The 19,367-nt window shown below is 65.0% G+C and carries 15 protein-coding genes; 6 read left to right on the forward strand and 9 right to left on the reverse strand.

All coding sequences use genetic code 11. The features are described from left to right. The first annotated feature begins 49 nt into the window (after positions 1 to 49). Positions 50 to 439, forward strand: coding sequence for a RidA family protein (locus RAMLITH_RS22670; protein ID WP_238344341.1), 390 nt, complete (start codon positions 50 to 52; stop codon positions 437 to 439). Positions 440 to 466: 27 nt separating this feature from the next. On the opposite strand, the gene RAMLITH_RS22675 is transcribed toward RAMLITH_RS22670, so the two are convergent. Both RAMLITH_RS22675 and RAMLITH_RS22680 read right to left on the reverse strand, forming a co-directional pair. Continuing rightward, complete coding sequence (locus RAMLITH_RS22675; RefSeq protein WP_168109732.1) at positions 467 to 1,660, reverse strand: CaiB/BaiF CoA transferase family protein; 1,194 nt, start codon at positions 1,658 to 1,660, stop codon at positions 467 to 469. Positions 1,661 to 1,663: 3 nt separating this feature from the next. Next, on the reverse strand, positions 1,664 to 2,824 hold the full coding sequence (locus RAMLITH_RS22680) for an acyl-CoA dehydrogenase family protein (protein ID WP_168109733.1): 1,161 nt from the start codon (positions 2,822 to 2,824) through the stop codon (positions 1,664 to 1,666). Between the two features lie 154 nt (positions 2,825 to 2,978). Here RAMLITH_RS22680 and RAMLITH_RS22685 point away from each other — a divergent pair, with 154 nt between their 5' ends. After that, positions 2,979 to 3,767 carry an SDR family oxidoreductase gene (locus RAMLITH_RS22685; protein WP_168109734.1) on the forward strand — a complete coding sequence of 263 codons (789 nt, stop codon included), beginning with the start codon at positions 2,979 to 2,981 and terminating at the stop codon, positions 3,765 to 3,767. On the opposite strand, the gene RAMLITH_RS22690 is transcribed toward RAMLITH_RS22685, so the two are convergent. Together RAMLITH_RS22690 and RAMLITH_RS22695 are read right to left on the reverse strand one after the other, a co-directional pair. Then, positions 3,750 to 4,262, reverse strand: coding sequence for a GNAT family N-acetyltransferase (locus RAMLITH_RS22690; protein ID WP_168109735.1), 513 nt, complete (start codon positions 4,260 to 4,262; stop codon positions 3,750 to 3,752). The genes RAMLITH_RS22685 and RAMLITH_RS22690 overlap by 18 nt on opposite strands. Before the next feature lie 28 nt (positions 4,263 to 4,290). Next, the gene (locus tag RAMLITH_RS22695; protein WP_475493629.1) at positions 4,291 to 5,724 is read right to left on the reverse strand and encodes an MFS transporter; all 1,434 of its coding nucleotides are present in this window, start codon (positions 5,722 to 5,724) and stop codon (positions 4,291 to 4,293) included. 72 nt (positions 5,725 to 5,796) lie between these two features. On the opposite strand from RAMLITH_RS22695, the gene RAMLITH_RS22700 reads away from it, so the two are divergent. Beyond that, positions 5,797 to 6,285 carry a c-type cytochrome gene (locus tag RAMLITH_RS22700; protein WP_168109736.1) on the forward strand — a complete coding sequence of 163 codons (489 nt, stop codon included), beginning with the start codon at positions 5,797 to 5,799 and terminating at the stop codon, positions 6,283 to 6,285. 35 nt (positions 6,286 to 6,320) lie between these two features. Here the strand turns inward: RAMLITH_RS22700 and RAMLITH_RS22705 are convergent, their stop codons facing one another. The 3 genes from RAMLITH_RS22705 to RAMLITH_RS22715 all read right to left on the reverse strand — a co-directional run bounded on the left by RAMLITH_RS22705 (position 6,321) and on the right by RAMLITH_RS22715 (position 8,928). Then, positions 6,321 to 7,313, reverse strand: coding sequence for an NYN domain-containing protein (locus RAMLITH_RS22705; protein WP_168109737.1), 993 nt, complete (start codon positions 7,311 to 7,313; stop codon positions 6,321 to 6,323). Between the two features lie 13 nt (positions 7,314 to 7,326). Next, positions 7,327 to 7,599 carry a hypothetical protein gene (locus RAMLITH_RS22710; RefSeq protein ID WP_168109738.1) on the reverse strand — a complete coding sequence of 91 codons (273 nt, stop codon included), beginning with the start codon at positions 7,597 to 7,599 and terminating at the stop codon, positions 7,327 to 7,329. Positions 7,600 to 8,223: 624 nt separating this feature from the next. Then, entirely contained in the window at positions 8,224 to 8,928 is a 705-nt protein-coding gene (locus RAMLITH_RS22715) for a hypothetical protein (protein ID WP_168109739.1), read from the reverse strand. 366 nt (positions 8,929 to 9,294) lie between these two features. Here RAMLITH_RS22715 and RAMLITH_RS22720 point away from each other — a divergent pair, with 366 nt between their 5' ends. The 3 genes from RAMLITH_RS22720 (at position 9,295) to RAMLITH_RS22730 (ending at position 16,409) form a co-directional block, all read left to right on the forward strand. Next, positions 9,295 to 13,896 carry an AAA domain-containing protein gene (locus RAMLITH_RS22720; protein WP_168109740.1) on the forward strand — a complete coding sequence of 1,534 codons (4,602 nt, stop codon included), beginning with the start codon at positions 9,295 to 9,297 and terminating at the stop codon, positions 13,894 to 13,896. Between the two features lie 609 nt (positions 13,897 to 14,505). Further along, a complete protein-coding gene (locus RAMLITH_RS22725) occupies positions 14,506 to 15,207 on the forward strand; it encodes a hypothetical protein (protein ID WP_168109741.1) in 702 nt (233 codons plus the stop codon). A 5-nt stretch (positions 15,208 to 15,212) separates the two neighbouring features. Beyond that, complete coding sequence (locus RAMLITH_RS22730; RefSeq protein ID WP_168109742.1) at positions 15,213 to 16,409, forward strand: PIN domain-containing protein; 1,197 nt, start codon at positions 15,213 to 15,215, stop codon at positions 16,407 to 16,409. Positions 16,410 to 16,432: 23 nt separating this feature from the next. Here RAMLITH_RS22730 and RAMLITH_RS22735 read toward each other — a convergent pair whose 3' ends face one another. Together RAMLITH_RS22735 and RAMLITH_RS22740 are read right to left on the reverse strand one after the other, a co-directional pair. Beyond that, on the reverse strand, positions 16,433 to 17,977 hold the full coding sequence (locus RAMLITH_RS22735; protein WP_168109743.1) for an argonaute/piwi family protein: 1,545 nt from the start codon (positions 17,975 to 17,977) through the stop codon (positions 16,433 to 16,435). After that, entirely contained in the window at positions 17,974 to 19,362 is a 1,389-nt protein-coding gene (locus tag RAMLITH_RS22740; protein ID WP_168109744.1) for a toll/interleukin-1 receptor domain-containing protein, read from the reverse strand. The genes RAMLITH_RS22735 and RAMLITH_RS22740 overlap by 4 nt, the downstream gene beginning before the upstream one ends. Positions 19,363 to 19,367 lie beyond the last annotated feature (5 nt).

The raw sequence follows: 19,367 nt of genomic DNA on the forward strand, positions 1-19,367 counted from the left end.
CTCACTTCGATCGGCGGGCGAGCGGGAGCGACCCGGCACAATGAACCTCATGACCCACGACATCTTCATTCCGCCAACCGGCGCCGGCCTCGCCCCACCGGGCGGCCATTACAGCCACGCCGTGCGCGCCGGGGGCTTTGTCTTCGTATCGGGGCAGTTGCCGATCGCCCAAGACGGGCGGCGGCTGCACGACGCCCCTTTCGAGGCGCAGGCGCAGCAGGCGCTCGCCAATGTCGCAGCCGCCTTGCGCAGCGCGGGCAGTTCCGTCGACCGGCTGGTCCAGGTGCGCGTGTACATCACCGACATCGAGCTGTGGCCGACCTTCAATGCGCTGTACGCGCAGTGGGCCGGCGACGCGCGGCCGGCCCGCGCCGTCGTGCCGGTGCCGCAGCTGCACTACGGCTTCAAGATCGAGATCGAGGCCACCGCGCTCGCCTGATCGCCGCCCCCGGCCAGGGTCGCGGTCTCAGATCGCGCCGCTTTCCCGCAACCGCGCGATCTGCGCGTCGCTGCGCCCCAGTTCGCGCAGGATGGCCTGCGTGTGCTCGCCGACCGCGGGCACGGGGTCCATGCGGTAATCGAAGCTGCTGACGCGGCCCGGCGGTAGCAGCGCCGACACCTCGCCGGCCGGCGTGGCTACGGTCGCCCAGCGGTTGCGCGCCGCCAGCTGCGGATGGGCCCAGACCCCGGCCATGTCGTTCATGCGGGCGTTGGCGATCTGCGCCTGGTCCAGTCGCGTCACCAGTTCCTGCGTCGTGAGGCCGGCGAAGACATCGAGCACGATGGCGCCGAGCGCCTCGCGCTGCTGGTTGCGCTTGCCGTTGCTGTCGAAGCGGGCATCGGACGCCAGCGCCGGCTGCTGCAGCACCACTTCGCAGAACAGCTTCCACTCGCGCTCGTTCTGCAATCCCAGCACCACGGTACCGCCGTCACTGGCTGCGAACGGGCCGTAGGGATAGATCGCCGCATGCGAAGCGCCGGTGCGCGGCGGTGGCGGCGCGCCCTCGAACGTGTAGTACAGCGGGTAGTTCATCCACTCGCCCAGCGCTTCCAGCATCGACACGTCGATGTGGCTGCCTTCGCCCGTGCGTCCGCGCAGCAGCAGCGCCGACAGGATGCTGCTGTATGCGTACATGCCGGCGGCGATGTCGGCCACCGAGATGCCGGCCTTGCTGGGCGTCTCTGGCGTTCCCGTGATGGAGAGGAATCCGGCCTCGCTCTGGATCAGCAGGTCGTAGGCCTTCTTGTCGCGGTACGGCCCGTCCTCGCCGTAGCCGGAGATGTCGCACACCACCAGCTTCGGGTGCCGGCCGCGCAGCGCTTCGTAGCCCAGCCCCATGCGCGCGCTGGCGCCGGGCGCGAGGTTCTGCACCAGCACGTCGGCGCGGGCGAGCAGGTCCATGAGCACAGCGGCCGCGCCGGGCTGCTTCAGGTCCAGCGTCAGGCTCTCCTTGGAGCGGTTGGTCCACACGAAATGCGACGCCAGTCCCTTGACCCGCGAGTCGTAGCCGCGCGCAAAGTCGCCGCTGCCCGGGCGCTCCACCTTGATGACGCGAGCCCCGAGGTCAGCCAGGTGCCGGGTGCACAGCGGGGCGGCGATCGCGTGTTCGAGGGAGACGACGACGATGCCGTCGAGGGGACGGGGTTTGCTGGAGGCCATGCGTCAGAAGGAGCGCGGCAGCCCGAGCAGGTGCTCGGCCACGTAGCTCAGGATCATGTTGGTGGAGACCGGCGCGACCTGGTACAGGCGCGTCTCGCGGAACTTGCGCTCGACGTCGTATTCGCGGGCGAAGCCGAAACCGCCGTGGAACTGCAGGCAGGCGTTGCCCGCCTCCCACGACGCCTTGGCGGCGAGGTACTTCGCCATGTTGGCCTCGGCGCCGCAAGGCTGGTGCGCGTCGAACAGTTCGCAGGCGCGAAAGCGCATCAGGTTGGCCGCCTCGACCTCGATGTAGGTTTCGGCGATCGGGAACTGCACACCCTGGTTCTGGGCTATGGGGCGGCCGAAGACCACCCGTTCGCTGGCGTACTTGCGCACCCGGTCGATGAACCAGTAGCCGTCGCCGATGCACTCGGCCGCGATCAGCGTCCGCTCGGCGTTCAGCCCGTCCAGGATGTACTTGAACCCCATGCCTTCCTGGCCGATCAGGTTCTCGGCCGGAATCTCCAGGTTCTCGAAGAACAGCTCGTTGGTCTCGTGGTTGACCATGTTCGCAATCGGCCGCACGGTCATGCCGCTGCGTTCCGCCTGGCGCAGGTCCACCAGGAAGATGGACATGCCTTCGGACTTCTTCTTCACCTCCGCGATCGGCGTGGTGCGGGCCAGCAGGATCATCCAGTCGGAGTGCTGCACGCGCGAGATCCAGACCTTCTGGCCGTTGACGACATAGCGGTCCCCCTTGAGCACGGCCGTCGTCTTGATCTTGGTGGTGTCGGTGCCGGTGGTCGGCTCGGTGACGCCCATGGATTGCAGGCGCCATTCGCCCGAGGCGATCTTCGGCAGGTACAGGTCCTTCTGCGCCTTCGACCCGTGCCGCAGCAAGGTGCCCATGTTGTACATCTGGCCGTGGCAGGCGCCGGCGTTGCCGCCGCTGCGGTTGATCTCCTCCATGATCACCGACGCTTCGGCCAGGCCGAGGCCCGACCCGCCGTACTCGGCCGGAATCAAGGCGGCCAGCCAGCCGGCCTTCGTCAGGGCGGCCACGAACTCCTCCGGATAGGCCTCCTGCGCATCGATGCGGCGGTGGTATTCATCGGGGAACTGGACGCACAGCGCGCGCACGGCGTCGCGAATGTCCTGGTACTGGTCGGGGGCGGTTTTCATCGGGCTCTCTTTCGCGTCTGGCCGGCGGTGCGCTGCGGCACCGGCAGTCCCCGACCATTTTCGCAGCGCCGCCGTCTGCCATGGCGGAACGCCTCCTTCGGCGAAGCCGAAGCCGCGCGGCCGCGCCACAATGGGCCATTTCCGGGAGACACGCATGGACCTCGACTTGGGCGGCCGGCATGTGCTGGTCACGGGCGGCAGCAAGGGCATCGGCCTGGCCTGCGCGCAGGAGTTCTGCCGCGAGGGCGCGCAGGTGACGATCGTGGCGCGCAGCCGCGAAGGGATAGCCACCGCGCTGGCCGGCCTGCAGGCGCAAGGATTCGCCTGCCGCGGCATCGCGGCCGACCTCGCGGACGCCGACGCTGCCGCGCACGCGGTCGACGAAGCACAGCGGCTGGGCGGGCCGGTCGACGTGCTGGTGAACAGCGCCGGCGCGGCGCGGCGCACGCCGTTCGAGGAGCTGACGCCCATGGCCTGGCACGACGCGATGCAGGCGAAGTTCTTCACCTACGTCCACGTGATGGATCCGCTGGTCAAGCGCATGGGCGCGGCCGGCCGTGGCGCGATCGTCAACGTCGTCGGCGCCGGCGGCAAGGTCGCCGGGCCGACGCACCTCGCCGGCGGATCGGCGAACGCGGCGTTGATGCTCGCCAGCGCCGGCCTGGCAGCGGCCTACGGACCGCGCGGCGTGCGGGTGAACGTCGTCAACCCGGGGCTGACGCTCACCGACAGGCTGCAGGAAGGGCTGGCGGCCGATGCGCGGCTGCAGGGCCGCAGCGCCGACGAGATCCTGACGTCGCAGCAGCAGCGCCTGCCGCTGCGACGCATCGCGACGCCGCAGGAGATCGCCAGCGCCGTCGTCTTCCTCGCCTCGGATCGCGCCAGCTACATCAGCGGCGCGATCCTGGCGATGGACGGCGCCGTGTCACCGATCGTCGTGTGACGCGTCCCCTTCCTCGAAATAGCGCACGCCGGGCTTGAGCTCCTCGTAGATCAGGTAGTCGGTCGGCGCCATGCCCAGCGACGAGTAGGTGCGCTGGGCCGTCGTGTTCTCCTTCTCCACGTACAGGCGGAAGCCGCAGACGCCGGGCTCGCCTTGCGCCAGCTCGCGGATGAAGTCGTACAGGCGCCGGTAGACGCCGCGGCGCCGCCAGGCCTGCACCACGTAGACGCTCTGGATCCACCAGAAGAGGCCATTGCGCCAGTCGCTCCATTCGTTGGTGACCATCAGGCAGCCGACCACTTCGCCCTCGTGTTCGGCCACGGCGTAGAAGCCGAGCGCCGGCTCGGCCAGCAGGCGGCGCACGCCGGCGGCGATCAGCTCGGGGATCAGGCTCCTGCCTTCGGTCTCCCAGGCCATGGCGCGGTTGAATGCGGCGATGTGGTCCGCGTCGGCGGCGTGGGCCTTGCGGATCCGCAGGGTATCGGACTGGGCCATGCGTCTTCCTGTTGCAGGTGTGAAAGGGTTATCGAACCGCGGGCTTGCGCACGCGAGCCACGCTGAACGCGGCCGCGATGGCCGCCAACAGCGCCGCCGCACCGATGGCGGCGCGCGGACCACGGCCGCCGGCCGTGCCCGCCAGCGAGAAGACAAGCGTGACCAGCACGGCGCCGCTTGCCTGTCCCGCGATGCGGGCCGTGGCCAGCATGCCGCTGGCCGCCCCGGCCCGGCTGAGCGGGGCGCTGGTAACGATGGTGTGGTTGTTCGGCGACTGGAAGAGGCCGAAGCCGAATCCGCACAGCAGCAGGCGCCAGGCCACCTGCAACGTGGACGGTTCGCCGTCCATGAGGGCGAGCAGCGCCAGCCCGGCGCAGAGGAAGGCCAGGCCGAGGCCCGCCAGCAGGCCGCCGTGGTAGCGGCCGATCAGCGCGCCCGCCAGCGGCGCGACGATGACCACGCCGCACGGCCACGCGGTAAGCAGCAGGCCGGCGTGCAGGGCGCTCAGGTGCCAGACGTCGAGCATCAGGAATGGGAGCGCGATGAACGTCAACACCTGCGCGGCGAAGGCCGTGATCGACGTGCCCATCGACAAGGCGAACACGCGGATTCGCAACAGGTCGACGGGCAGCAGCGGCAGGGCCTCACTGCGTTGCCGCTGCACGTAGAAAGCGCCAACGGCGAGGCCCCCGGCGACCAGCGCCACGCCCGTCAGCGGCGAGGCGCTGTGCGCCGATGCGCCCGCGCTGCCGCCCAACATGTTCATGCCCAGGAACATCAGGCCGAAGAAAAGGATGTTGAGGATGACGTCCACGGTGCGCAGGCGCGGCGGCGCCACCGCGCGCGCCACGTTGTGCGGCAGCGCCTGCGCGCCGAGCACCAGCAGCGCGAGGCCCAATGGAATGTTCAGCCCGAACAGCCAGTGCCAGCTGGCCACCGACAGGACCGCCGCGGCGACGGTGGGGCCCGCCACGGCCGAAGTCGCCACGACCACCGAGTTGAGGGCAATGCCGCGTCCCAGCATGCTGGCGGGATAGGTCAGCCGCACGAGGGCGGGGTTGACGGCCATGATGCCCGCCGCGCCGACCCCTTGCAGCGCACGGGCAGCGATCAGCAGCGGCAGCGAAGGCGCCAGCACGCAGGCCAGCGCGCCGGCCGCGTACACCGCCATGCCGCCGAGATAGACCTGCCGGTAGCTGGCGCGGTCGCCCAGCGCCGCGCACGGCAGCAGCAGCGCCAGGGTCGCGATCTGGTAGGCGTTGACGACGAGGATGGTGTCGGCGGCCGAAGCCTGCAGGTCCCTGGCGATGCCCGGCAGCGCCAGGTTGATCATCGAGCCGTCGAGCACCGTCAGCGTGATGCCCAGGAAGATGACGACCATGGACCAGTAGCGGGCGGGGGCCGGCAGGCCGTCGGGCGGTGCCTCGGTGGCCGGCGCGCCGGGGGATTCATCGCGTTGCACGGCACGGACTGTACCCGCTCGGCTGCGGCGTCGCCCGCGACGGCGCCCCCTCGTTTGCGCTAAGGTGCGCGCATGAAGTGGAAAGCCATCGTTTTCGGGGCTCTCGTGCTGGCCGCCGTCGTCGCCAGCGGGCTCTACTCATTGCGCGCCACGCAACCGGCGCCGGGGATCGCGCTGCAGCCTGGCAACGCCACCGTGGTACAGCGTGGTGCCACGGTCTACCGGGCGCATTGCGCTGCCTGCCACGGCGCGCAGCTGCAGGGCCAGCCGAACTGGCGCGAGCGCGGCGCCGACGGGCTGCTGCCGGCGCCGCCGCACGACGCGAGCGGCCACACCTGGCACCACCCCGACGAAGTCCTGTTCCGCCTCACCAAGCACGGTATCGGCCGCGAGGCGCGCATCCCCGACTACAAGACGGCGATGCCGGTCTACGAAGGCGTGCTGGGCGACGCCGACATCATTGCCGTGCTGTCGTGGATCAAGGCGCAGTGGCCGGCGGACATCCGCGAGCGCCAGGAACGCATCGACGCCGAGCACCGCAGGGCGCGGGCGGGCGGCTGAGCCCACTGCGGGAAAGCCGTCCAGGCCGGCGGACCTCAGATGCCTTTTCCCGGGGCCTGGTCCCCGGTCGCGGCGTCGGCCTCCGTCACGACCTCGGCCGGGCAGCCGGCACGCTCCACGTTCACCCGCTGGGCTGCGAAGCCCCGGTCGTTCCGAACCAGCTGGAAGCTGACCTCCATCTGTGGCTCGATTTCCAGCTGGGTCGCATTCAGCACGTCCGACATGTGAAAGAAGACGTTGTCGCCGCCGCCGGCAGGCCGGATGAATCCGTAGCCCTTGTCGGTGTTGAAGCTGAATACCGAGCCGCGACGCTCTTCCCCGCCGGTCCTTGGCGCCGGCGCAGAAGCCGGCGCGGCCGCCTCGCGTCGATGCTGCTCGGGCTCCGGTCGCAGGAAGAGATTGTTGACCAGCGGGTCGGTCCTGCGGTCTCGCGCGTCGATGACCGTGTTCATCATCACGGGGTAGTTGACCCGGTCGATGAGGCCGGTGGCCACGCGCGTGTGGGTGGTTCTGCCGTCGCGCTCGGCGACGAAATCCCAGCCCAGCAGCATGACGCGGGATCCGAGCGTGTTGAGCTTTCGCACCAGGGGCACGAAGTCGCCGTCGCCCGTGATCAGCACGCAGACGTCGTACCGCTTCAGGTTTGCCATCTCATAGGCTTCAAGCGCCAGCCACACGTCGATCCGCTTCTCCTCGAAGCTGCCGTCGGGCCGGGTCGAGACGTGCTGCTGGTGCAGGGTCACGTCTTCGCGCATCAGCACGTCTTCGAATACGCGCTCGTTGTAGAGCGTGTCCTGCTCCAGCGCCTGGCGGGCGGTGAGCCGCCCCCGGAAATACGAGGAGTCGACGATCTGGCAGTTGCGGACGTCGACGTTCTCCTGCCTGGCCACCTCGGCGACGATGAATTCGTGCAAGCCCTTGATGGAGATGCGTGCGCGTCGCTCGTGCTGGTAGAGATAGTAGTTCGACACCTTCTTGAAGTACGTGCCGTCGTAGAACACGGCGATGCGGCAGACCTTGCTTTCCATGTGAGCTCCCGATTCAGGCAGTGGCAAACGAACCTGCGGACTTGCGCCATTGGCGCAACCAGGTGCAGAGGGTGGAGGGCTTCAGTTGCAGCCCGAAGGCGTCGTTCAGCCTTGCGATGCGCAAGCTCGCCTGGCGTCGCTGAAAGGAAGCGAACGCGGCCACGTCGTGGCGATGTGGGCTGGTGGGGAAGGCTTCCGAGAGTTCGGTCCAGAAGCGGGTTCTGGCCTCGGCCGCAGGTGCATGGCGGCATAGCGCCGCCGCCCTCTGCTGGGCTGCTGTCTTCATGTTCACTCCAAACACTGCTCGCAGTCGTGGCGATGTCCACTCAGCGAGTCCATCCGCACCGGGGACCATCCACCGGCACCACAGATACCTTTGCACGATCGAGCGCAACGCCCTGAATCAAGACACTGGATTGATGAGGATAAAAAGCGGCCGAACGGCCGGGCGATTTACAGGTTCAGCGCCGTCTCGCCACGACAGCGCCGTGAATGTACGACACGGCGCCAGGCGTGTCACGCGCACGGCAGAGGATTATTTCAGTCTGCCAGCGGCGCGGCCGCCACGGCTCTCGCCAGCAGACGCTGGCGCACAAAAGCAATCGCCCACTCGAAAGTGGGCGTTTGCTGTGGGGTCCACTATCGAATGACCGGTTTTTCTCGCAACCTTTGTCAGGATGCGCGGGAAATTGGCCGGTTCGCACGGGCCAGCATCTCACAACCCCTGTCCACTCCTGCAGAAATCTCGCAACCTTTGACCGCTCCTGAATCCTAGTTCTTTGGTGGTCGTTTTTAAGACGTAATGCTGCAGGCTTCGCACATTATTCGTTGCGCACGCCCGGCGAGCACGAAGAGAGGATGGACGAGCGGTTTCCGAGCATGCGGCATCGAGGTCCTGCCCGCATGGGCGCTACTCACCGTCGATGTCGACCTGCGCCATGAAGGCTGCAAGGTCTCCCCCGCACTCCATGACAGTGTTGAAGAGGGCGTGAGCGTCCGCGTCCCACTGCGGATGCATCCGCTTCTCGTGCCGGTACGCCCAGAACCGCTCATGGATAAACGGCAGCACATCTGTACGCCAGAACAGCTGCTCCACGTTGGGGTAGCGCCTGGCCAAGTCGCGGTTGTGCTCTTCGCCAACCGCAACGAGCCGAGCACTCGAACCTAGGTCCGCCCAGAACCCCCGCTCATATAAAGCGGCCGCGACGGCGGGCATCTGGGCCGGCGCATAGAAGCCTGCGGCCGAAAGTACTCGTTCCAGGTTTCCCCGGCCTGGCTCAGTCCAAGCCCGATTCAGCCGACAGAGAGTCCTCTTGGTCTCAGCAAGAACGACTTGCATCCTGGCATTGCCGGCGAACAGCGGATGGTCGGGCATCGGCCGAACCTGATTCTCCGCCCGGTGAGGGAACCGCACTCCGAGGACATCGACGTCCGTGTGTTGGCCAACGCCCTCATCGACGTGCACGACAAAGTTGCTGATGGTCAGGAAACCATTCAGCCTGAAGAACCAGTGCGCAAGGCGCTCAGAGCGAATGTTCATGTGCCGAGCATCGTGTGCGTGACGGCCGGAGTCAATCCGAGCGCCGTTTTCAGGCCAGGTTTCCGGCAATTTCATGTGAGACGTGCAGCAGGCTGGGTCAACTCAATTGAGATTTTCAGCAGCCGCAGACATTTCATCTGAGATGCCTTGCAGCTGCGGACAGGTCAAATGAGACAACCTCCAGGTTTGGGCATTCCATTTGAGATTTCGGGAGGGCACGGATTGCCTTCAGAAGTCCGGTTCAGGCAGCCCAACGCGCGAGGTCGCGAATTAGCCGCAGGTGACCTCCATCCCAGCGTCGACGGCACGTGCCCGAACTGTGCTCCGGGCGCCGCCAACGCACTACCACCCCTTCCCACCAGCACGTGCCGGGCGACCTTCGGCCAGATGGACGGGTGAAATCCGCTCGATGATGGCTCGAACCCTAGGCAGAATCACCTCATGCCTACCCCCGCCGAGCAACTATGCAAGCTGCTTAACTATGTTGTCGAGCAGTCAAAAGAAATCGACCCACATGGGTACAAGCTTGTCGGGCACAAAGGGTTCCTACGGCACAAAGGGAACCTCACCGGACTGCCGGGCGTCAGCTTCAACCGCGAGGTGCAGGGAGACCATGTCTGGCTGCATATAGAAAGGCTCGAGGCGCAGCACCCGCCCGTGGTGCATCCCGAGGCCGTCCGCCCGTTGCTCACAGTATCGGAAGACCCCAGTGGAAAGCCGCCGAGCGTCAACGACGCAGCCCTGGCCCATCGCGTTGCGGCGGCCGCCAACGGCAAGTCACCAGAGCAGCTCCAGCAGGAAGCTTCCATCCTGCGAAGCACTGTAGAAAAGGCGCTGGACCAGTACTCGCCCCTCTGGAATGCATGGGCGGCCGGCGAAAAGCCTCGCCGCACGACCATCGACCTATACGGCGACTTGTTCTCCCTCGCCCACCAACTTGAGGCGGAGGAGACGGCTAAGCCGCAAGAACTGGTTTGGGGTCTTGGCATCACGGCCTGGAAGGTGTCCGCCGCGGAGGGCATTGGGGTAGTCGACTTCCAGTACCCGCTGATTACCCAGGCCATGGAAATCTCAGTCGAGGAAGACTTGAGCATCGTTCTCCGGCCGCGAGGGGTGGAGCCGCGGTTGGAGTTCGACGCCCTCTCCGCTTGCCAGCTCCTCAGCGTCCCCGAAGTCGAAAAGGCAGCCAAGCAGTCGTTGGAGGCCACGAAGGAGCGGCCCGTTTCCCCGTTCGACGCGGGCAGCTATGAGCCTGTACTCAAGCTCATATCAGGCAATCTGCATGAGAAGGGCCGGTTCGTTCGGGACCATGACGGCCTTCCGGCTCCTGGGGAGGACCTGCAAGTCACCGACGCATGGGTACTGCTGTCCCGGCCGCGGTCGAACAACTTCCTGCATGAGGACATCGAGCGGCTCAAAAAGAGCATAGGCGATGGCGCCAAGATTCCTGAAGGCGCTCTCGCCCTGGTCACGGCGCCCTCCGATGAAACTCCGGACTACAAACCGGTCACTTTCCGAGGCTTGTCTGGGACAAGTGGCGGCTGCGCCGGCGGAGAGCCCAAAGAACTCTTTTTCCCGCTTCCCTACAACCACGAGCAGGTGACCATCGTCGAGCAGCTGGAGCGCTCAGAGGGTGTCGCCGTGCAAGGTCCTCCAGGCACTGGCAAGACTCACACCATCGCCAACATCATCTGCCACTTCTTGGCCACGGGCCGGAAGGTGTTAGTCACCGCCAAGGGCGAGCAGGCACTTGAAGTACTGCAATCCAAGATTCCGGAGGAGGTGCGCCCATTGACGGTGGCCCTTCTCGCCGGCGACCGCGAGGGGATGCGGCAGTTCCAGACCTCCATCGAGTCCATCCTGCACAACGTCTCGCAGCTGAACCCCGAGGTTGTACGCACCGAGATTGAGAGGGTGCAGAGCGCCATCGGGCAAGCACATGGCGAGCTTACGGAGATTGACCGTCGCGTAGACGAGATTGCTCTCGCGCAGCTCTCTGACGTGCAGGTAGATGGTGTGCTGATGCGCGCCCAGAAGATGGCGGAGCTGGTCGTGCGAGGCCATGCGCAGCATGCTTGGTTCGTGGACGTCTTGGACCTATCCGGGCAGAACGCGCCTCCTTTGAGCGGTGCGGAAGCTGCGCAGCTACGCGAGGCGCGCCGGACACTTGGCCAGGACCTTGGCTATGTCGGGGTGCGAATTCCTCGCAGCCTCGAGCTCCCAAGCGCTGCTGACATTGGCCGACTGCACGACACGCTTGTCAGCATCCGGGACATAGAGGAGCGGGAAGCGGCAGGCGGCCTGCTCGCCCTGCGCGCAAACACGCCGGAGGTACTCGCCGAGGCTCGTAGGATGCTCTCCGTTGTGGAAGTAGCGGCGGCACTGGCTCACGAGTTGGAAGAGACCGGCGAAATTTGGACGGCGGAACTGCGGAAAAGGTGTCGTCAGGCGCAGTTCGATGCCGAACGCAAAGCCTTGGAAGCCCTGTTTTCCGACATCCAGGAGCTGGTGAAGGCGCGGGCCGAGTTCCTGCAGCAGCCGGTCGAAGTTCCCGAAGCAGCTCTCGGCCAGCCCAAGTTCACGGAAGCTGTAGGCCGCGGCTGTGAGACTGGCAAGCCCTTCGGCTTTCTGAGCATCGGCGCCGGTGAGGTGAAGGCCCTTGTTTCCGCGGTCCGTGTAGCAGGCCTGGCGCCGACAACGGCGGAGCGTTGGCAGCACGTCAAGCGATACCTGCATCTTCACGACCGCGTCCGGTCGTTTGCCGCCAGGTGGAACCAGTTTGCGCAGACCTTGTCGATTCCCGTTGTGGAGGCCGGCGTGCAGGCACTGCGGCATCTCGAGCTGGTGACGTCGAGCGCACGCAAGGCTCACTTGCTGGCCACGAACCACGACGCCCACCTCCCGGTGCTCGCGGAGCGTGTGTTCGCAAAGCCACCGCTGACGCAGGTGCGTGGGACGTCCGGAGACCTGAAGCAGGTTCGAGAGCACCTGCGTAGCCATCTCACCCGTGCGGACCTCGCTGAGGCGGCCGTGATGCAGGCGACGTTGCAAGAAAAGCTGGCAGGAGCCTCTGGCCCTGTGTCGGCCCAACTCCGTCAGCTGGCGGCCACCCTCGGCGACCGTTCCCAGAACACCGAGACTGTCGTGGCCCAGTACGCAGGCCTTGTCGCAGAAGTGCGTCGCATAGAGGCTCTCGGGCACGAGATTGGGACGGTCACTACCTTGGCCGAACGAGTGGAAATGGCCGGCGCTCCCATCTGGGCGGCTCGCTTGCGCTCGGAGACGGTTGCTGCTGCAGGCGAGGACCATGCTGTTCCGGTTCCTTGGCGAGATGCGTGGAACTGGGCTCGCTTGAAGACCCACTTGTCGCAAATCGAAGCTCGGGACGAGCTCCTCAAAATAGCCGCGCGACGGCGTGACTTGGAAGCGGGGCTGGCGCGCCTGTACATCAGTATGGTGTCCAAGTCGGCTTGGAGGTCCACGAAGCTCGCGGCGTCTCCGAAGGTGCTCTCGGCGCTTGAAAGCTATCGCACGGCAATCCACAAGATTGGTAAGGGCACGGGCCCGAATGCGACGCGGCACCGCCGTGATGCCCAGCGGGCGATGCAGAACGCCCAGGCCGCGGTGCCCTGCTGGGTCATGAGTCACTCGAAAGTCTCGGAGACGCTACCGCCCATTCCTGGCAGCTTCCACCTGGTAGTGGTCGACGAGGCCAGCCAGTCGGACCTGTGGGCGCTTCCCGCGATACTGCGCGGCGCCAAGATTCTTGTGGTCGGCGACGACAAGCAGGTCTCGCCCGAGGGCGGCTTCATTTCTTCTGTGCGCGTTCAGGAGCTGAAGGACCGATTCCTATCGGACCAGTACCACGCGGACATGTTGACGCCGGAGAAGTCGCTCTACGACATCGCATCGACTGTGTTCGCTGCCCAGAAGGTAATGCTGCGCGAGCACTTCCGCTGTGTGCCGGCCATCATCGCGTACAGCAACCGCTTCTACAACGGGGCGATGCAGCCGCTACGCATTCCTCGCGAGTCCGAGCGCATCGACCCGCCGCTGGTGGACATCTTCGTGCCTTCGGGCAACCGCAATCAACGAGATGTGAACGTGCCCGAGGCCCAGGCCATCCTCGCGGAGATTCAGGCCATCCTCGCGGACAAGCGCTTTGCCGGCCGCAGCATGGGCGTGGTCTCACTGCTAGGCGCCGAACAGGCGAAGCACATCGACACCCTCGTGCGCTCGAACTGCGATGGAGCGGAGCTGATTCGCCGGCACTTCAAGTGCGGCGACGCACGCGTTTTTCAGGGTAGCGAGCGGGACATCATGTTCTTGTCCATGGTGGTCGACCCGCGCAAGGCCACAGCCCTGTCCGGCAACATGTTCGAGCAGCGCTTCAACGTCGCTGCGAGCCGGGCGCGAGACCGGATGTACCTCGTACGTTCCGTGGAACTGAAGGACCTTTCCCAGGCCGACCTGCGCGCCAGCCTCATTGGACACTTCACGAAGCCCCTGGGCGGCAGTGTCGACGAAGCCAAGAGCCTAGTGGACCTATGCGACTCCGGGTTCGAGCGGGACGTGTACACGGAGCTTTTCAAGCGAGGCTACCGTGTCACCCCGCAGGTAAAGGCCGGCTCGTTCTTCATCGACATGGTCGTCGAAGGCGCGAACGACACTCGGCTGGCCATCGAACTGGACGGCGATGAGTTCCATGGACCCGACCGCTGGCAGGCAGACATGAACCGCCAGCGCGTTCTGGAACGGGCGGGCTGGACTTTCTGGCGATGCTTTGCTTCCACTTGGTCGCTGCACAGAAAGGAAGTCCTGCAGGAACTGCTTGGCCGACTGACGGCCATGGGCATCGAGCCGCTGGGAACTCTCGAAAGAGTGCCCTCGCTTGTGGAATCGCGAGTCTGGCAGCTCCCCATCAAGCTTTCCGGTGCTGAGCGCGCCGAGGAAGACGTTCTCGAACAGGCCATTGCCCAGGCAACTTCTGCCGCGTCAACGACTGGCGCATCCGTCTCCAGCTCACCACAAACGCGTCAGTGACCTCCGGAGAATGCGGGCGCAGCTGTTCGCAGCCGCCTACTTCCTTGACAAAGCCGGGTCAACGGCGTCTGGGCGGGCATCCAGCGCAACAGGGAGTCCTTCGGGGACCCGTTCGGCAGCTAAGCTCTAGGTCTTCTCTCATAACGTTGGTGCCATGCCAGTCAGCATCGAAGACGTGATGGGCCTGATGCGTGCGTTGAAGCGCCTTGCTGGCCCTCGATTCACGGGAGTAGGACTCATCTTCTACGAAGGCTCAGTCGCTCTGCCGGCCGTGCCATTGCGTGCGGGGGAGGATGCCCCTGCAGAACTCCCCGCGCCATGGAGCAATCTGCCGACGGTCCTTGCGCACGTCTCGGAGGCGGAGAGCCGCTGGCATGATGGTTTTCACTTCATTGACTGCAGAACTCTTGCACTCACCCACCTTGCGCAGTTTGTGGCTCCGCCCATAGCTCCAATTCTCAGACCACTGCCATCGCGCGGCGGCGCCCGACACATGACGGCGGCGCTCTCTTCGCGTGTTGCTGGCGTTCAGTGCGCAGCGCTCTTGACGTCGGATGGTAGGGCCAGCATCTATCGCGACGGCGAGTGCGTGGCAGCTGAGGACCTTGAATGACGAATCTGACTCTGACGCGGGACGAGCTCACACGGCTACTCATTGCCTTCAGTTGGGCTGCCTTTCTCTTTGCGGCAGCGCTCTGCTGGTGGAATGCCGAGGAAATTAAGGAGAACCAGTGGAGGGTTCTGCGCTACGTCTCGATGGGCATGACAGGAGCAACGGCAATCTTGTTCGTGTTCACTAAGTGGGCCTGGAAGTTGCCTTGGGTTGCTCAAGTCATGGGCCGCTCCATCGTGCACGGCGTCTGGGCAGGCCGCTTGAAATCCGACTTCCAACGCGACGGTGCAGGCGGTGTGGATGTCGCCATCGTCTTCCTCATCCGTCAAACCTACCTGACTCTCTCGATTCGGTCTCTGACGCGCAGCATGCGCGGCTCCTCGACACTGGAGACACTTATCCGTAACGAGAAAACGCAGGAAACCAAGGTGTCGTACGTGTTCAGACTGGACCAGCCCTGGAAGCCGGGCGGCAAGAGCGGTGCCGGCGCCGGGGAGCTCGAGCTGGAGTCGGGAGAATCGGTTCTTAGGGGCGTCTACTGGACGGACTCGCCCACACACGGAACCCTGCGGCTCCAGAGAGTCTCCGAGGACATCGAAGGCATTGCCAGCTTTGAGGATGCGCTCAGGCGGTATCCGGAAATCAATCACAAGCTGACTAGCACCGAAGGTCAAACCGCGCCGCTGGCTGTTAGGTGAAATCAATGAGCAGTCGAGACCGGAAGGCCGCAGAGCCTACACACCTACCGCTTTCCTCGCCAGAGGACGTCGGCGGCATTGCCGTCGACACGAACGTGTACAAGGAGTACGGCTTCCGGGTGAGAAGCCAACCATTGGTCGAACTCGCCCAAGTCAAAGAGCTCGGAATCAAGTGGCTGGTCCCAGAGTTCTGGGAACTGGAGCTGCAGCGACATATGGCGGAGAACGCCGACAAAGTGAACACCCTGCGTCGCGACCTCGCCAAGGCACGCGACTGGGCAGACAAGTCGCAGCTCGAACACGCGGAGAAGCTGTCGCAGGCGCTAGTCGCCGAGTCCAGCGCAGCGGTCGCTGCAAGGCTCCTCAAGGAACACTTGAGCAGCGGTAAGCCCGAACGACTGAAAACGGCGTGGAGCGCCGGCCCTGAAGTCTTGGGGAACTACTTTGCCAGCCGCGACCCGTTCGAGCCATCCGGCTCGAAAAAGAGCGAATTTCCGGACGCGTTCGCGCTGGCCACCCTGGCAGCCTGGGCGCGGAAGAACGATACCAAGGTGCTCGTGGTCACGAGAGATGCGGGTTGTCTGCGAGCGTGTGCGGCGTCGGATGTACTTGTTGGTTCGGACAGTCTGACCGAGGCCTTGGGAGCGCTGCGCCGGGCAGACGAGGGGCGCAGGGCAGTCATAGAGCAGTACGAGCAGTTGCTCTCCCGCGAGCTGCGCAATGAACTGTCGGAACTGCGGCGGAGCATCGACGCCATCATCGAAAAGCGCCTGCCGGAGCTGGAACTTGAAATCGAGTTCCTGGAAGACCGCGGCCTGGACTGCGACCATGAGGTGACGGATGTGAAGGTAGAGCGGATTGACCCAGTTGGCTACGCCGACGGCAGTCTGGAGCTCCGGGTCTTCACTGCCACGGTCGGCGAGCTGAGCTTCGCCTGTGAGTTCCAGGTTCGGGTCGAGGCCAAGGCACGATTTGCCCGGATATACCGTGGAAGCCGCACCAGCAGCCACCTGTACAACGCTCCAGAGGAAACCGCCGACGGCACCGTCGACCTGGAGGCCATCATCACCCTGCAGCCAGCCGGAGCTCTGTCCGCGCAGACGCTTCCGCAGGCGAACGTTCGCCGGGTGGAGCTCGACGTACGTGAAGCCAACATCGACTTCGGCTCCGTGGATGCCTGGGAGCCCGGCTACGAGGAGTGACTGATGCCTCCCGGCAGAGGCGCTCAGATGTAGAACTTGAACGGCAATCGCTTGCTGCCGTCGACCGGAGCGGCCACCAGCACGTCCCCTATGGCATCTGCAAAGCGGATGGTGACCGGGCTCCGGTCATTGAACAGGCAGGTGTTGAAGTTGATTTTGGTGAGAGCCATCACGTCCGCCATGACCGTAGAGATGTCATGTTCGCCCCGCCTGATGCTTACGAACAGTGGGTTTGGTGTGTCTGGGCCCATGTAGGTGTCGAGCCGCGGCACATAGCCAGTCGTCCAGAGATACCCAGACCTTGGCCCCGTGTACATCACCGTGCCGCGCACGACAGGGTAGCCGCCGTTGCGGAATAACTTGAGCTCGTCATACGCGTCGGAAATCTGAACGCCTACCAAGTTCGTATCTGTGCCGGCGACCGCGGCTTGGAAGCCAGCCCACTCCTCGTCGCTGAACGCCGCCTTTGCATGCACGAAGAGCTCTTTGGGCGATGCACCATGCCGGGCGCGGTACTCCTCAGCGACCATGCGCACGAGATTCCCGGCCGCGGATTCGTCCAGGTGGAACTGCTTAGTGTCTGGGTTGTACCAAGGCCCAAGTGCGCCTCTGAAGACGACGCCCTCTCCGTCAGATAGGAACATCTGCGCGGCACAGACTGAGAAGCGCGGGCGCCCGGCTTCCTCAGCGCGTTTGTAGACTAGGCCGACGTAGCAGACTCCAGGACGCATCCGGGCAATTTGCCAGGGCCGGCCGCCCGCCTTGTAGTACGCACCGGCCCCCAGCTTCCACGCGATGGTCGCGGGGTCCTCCACGCGGCGGCGAGGCTGTCCGTTGCTTTTCAGGAAGTCATTCGGGGTCAACGTGCTCTCACGAACGAGCTGCGTCACGACCTGGGAGTCCAGCAGCCGCGCCTTCAACTGTCGTCGGAAGTTGCGCTCGTACTTGTAGACCTCCGCGTCCTCCTCGTCGAATCCGAATAGGTTCGGCTGCGTGGTCATCTTGTCCGCAGCTTTCTTCGTCAGCTTGACCTCACCTTCGACCCTATCTGCTTTGCCCACCTTCGACTGCGGACGTCCGAGTGTGTAGACGAAATCTGGCAAGACGACGAACCAGAAAGACGGAGGGTCCTCATCGCGCGCACGGTGCGTCTCGAGCCTTGCGACGAAGATGTCTACCGCGCGCTTGACGGCCTCATGCCGGTTCCCGATGCGCAGAGCTTCGTGCAGCTCCTGCTCGCTGATGTCGTCGATGACTCTGGCCGGCCGCTTCGGCCAAGCGGAAAAGAACGCCTCGCTCATACCGGGGAATGGCACATGGTGCGGTTCCACGGGCTTTGAGCCGCGCCGCGGCGGGGGAACGTCGATGAACGTCGAGACTGATTCGGACCAGCGGCAGAAGCGCTCCAGTCCGTCTTTGGTTCCGATGTAGCCGTAGCGGATGGGGCGCGGCGTCACCTCGGCGTCCACTGGCCCGTACAGATAGAGCCCGTCGCGGGTGTATTCGAGTTCCTGCCCAAAGCGGAACTGCAGCCCTGGCTCGGGGACGTAGTCGACAGTGAGATTCATGCCTCGCCCTCTTCGTCCTGCCCCTCGTCGTTCCAGCGGTCCTCATCGCCGACGGCATCTTGGTCGTCGGACTCGTTGTCGGACTCGCTCTCCTCTTGAGCGTCGAACCCGCTGGCGACGCGCACCGGCGCCGAAAACTGCATCGGTGGCACGGAGAAGACGAAGTACTGCCCCTCGCCGACAGCCAAGCTGAGCTCTGGCTTTCCGCCGGAGAACCACCAGAGATACGCGCAAAGCATGTCTCGCCATTTTGCGTTCCGCCAAGACTTGGTCACCTTGCGACGCAATGAGTGTGCTTGCGCCTTGTCCTCCACCGGGTCCATGCCGTTGGGCGTAAACACGATGCGCGGGCGCAGGCGAAGGTGCTCGACCGGCCACGTCCGCATCTGGGCCTGCATCCCCAGGTGCCAGTGAATGCCCTTCGACTGACCAACAATCTGGCGAGAACCCCGGCGATAGCCCCAGTCGAATGAGACCCTCGTAAGGGGGAATGTCTTGATGTCACCCCACCAGCTCACTCGTCCGTTCGCGCCAGCGTCGCCACGGAGGCGTCTCGCTTGACATGCCGCATCAAAAGCTTGGCTGGCCAAGTCCGAGATGGCGCGCTTCGCCTCGTCTGGTCTGACGCCTAGCTCCGGCCAACCTAGCGAGATGAACTCCCTCGTCTCGACACCAGGAGCTTCGAAGCTGTAGCTGACCGGCGCCTCAGCACCCCGCAGGTGAGGAGCGCTGAAGGCGAGTACGCCGCTCCTGAAAGGAACCACCGGCCACTTGTGAGCCGCCCTGCTCTGGAAATCGTCTAGCGGAATGCCACCCGGTGTGTCGTAGAAGCGGATGTACTTGGGGCTGCTACGTAGCTTCAGCCAGTTGGCCATCAGCGGCTCGGTCTTGGGAACAAGTCGCGTTGAGCCACGTGCATGCTCTTCAAGCCAGGTCTGGGTCGGGGCTGCGGCGCCAGTCGTCGGCACCCGCAGCTCCGACAACAGTTCGGAGAGTTCGCCAAGGCCGGCTGCCCAACTCCGGGTGAAGTCAATATATTGGAAGCTGGCGATGCGGAACGTGGGCTCGTACGGCTCCAGCCGCAGCGGGATGATGAACTGAGCGTCCCCCAGTTGCTTGGCGAGCAGGGTGGCCATCTCAATCTCCGCCCGTACGCCAGGCTTCTCAAGTCCCGACGGCGTGCATACCAGCAGCATTTTCACTGCTCGCGTGCGCAGCGCCTGCTCGAGCTCACGCGACCAATCCGCGCCGCCTCGCAAACGGAAGATGTCCGCCCAGACCTCATAGCCTAGGCCGGAGAGTTTTGCGCCCAGCCAGCTGACGAAGCGGTTGTCCTCTGGCGTCGCGTGTGAAAGGAAAACGCAGTCGCGGGTCGGCTGTGACATGCCGT

Origin of the sequence: Ramlibacter lithotrophicus (assembly GCF_012184415.1) — a bacterium.
In the GTDB taxonomy this organism is placed as follows: Bacteria; Pseudomonadota; Gammaproteobacteria; order Burkholderiales; family Burkholderiaceae_C; genus Ramlibacter; species Ramlibacter lithotrophicus.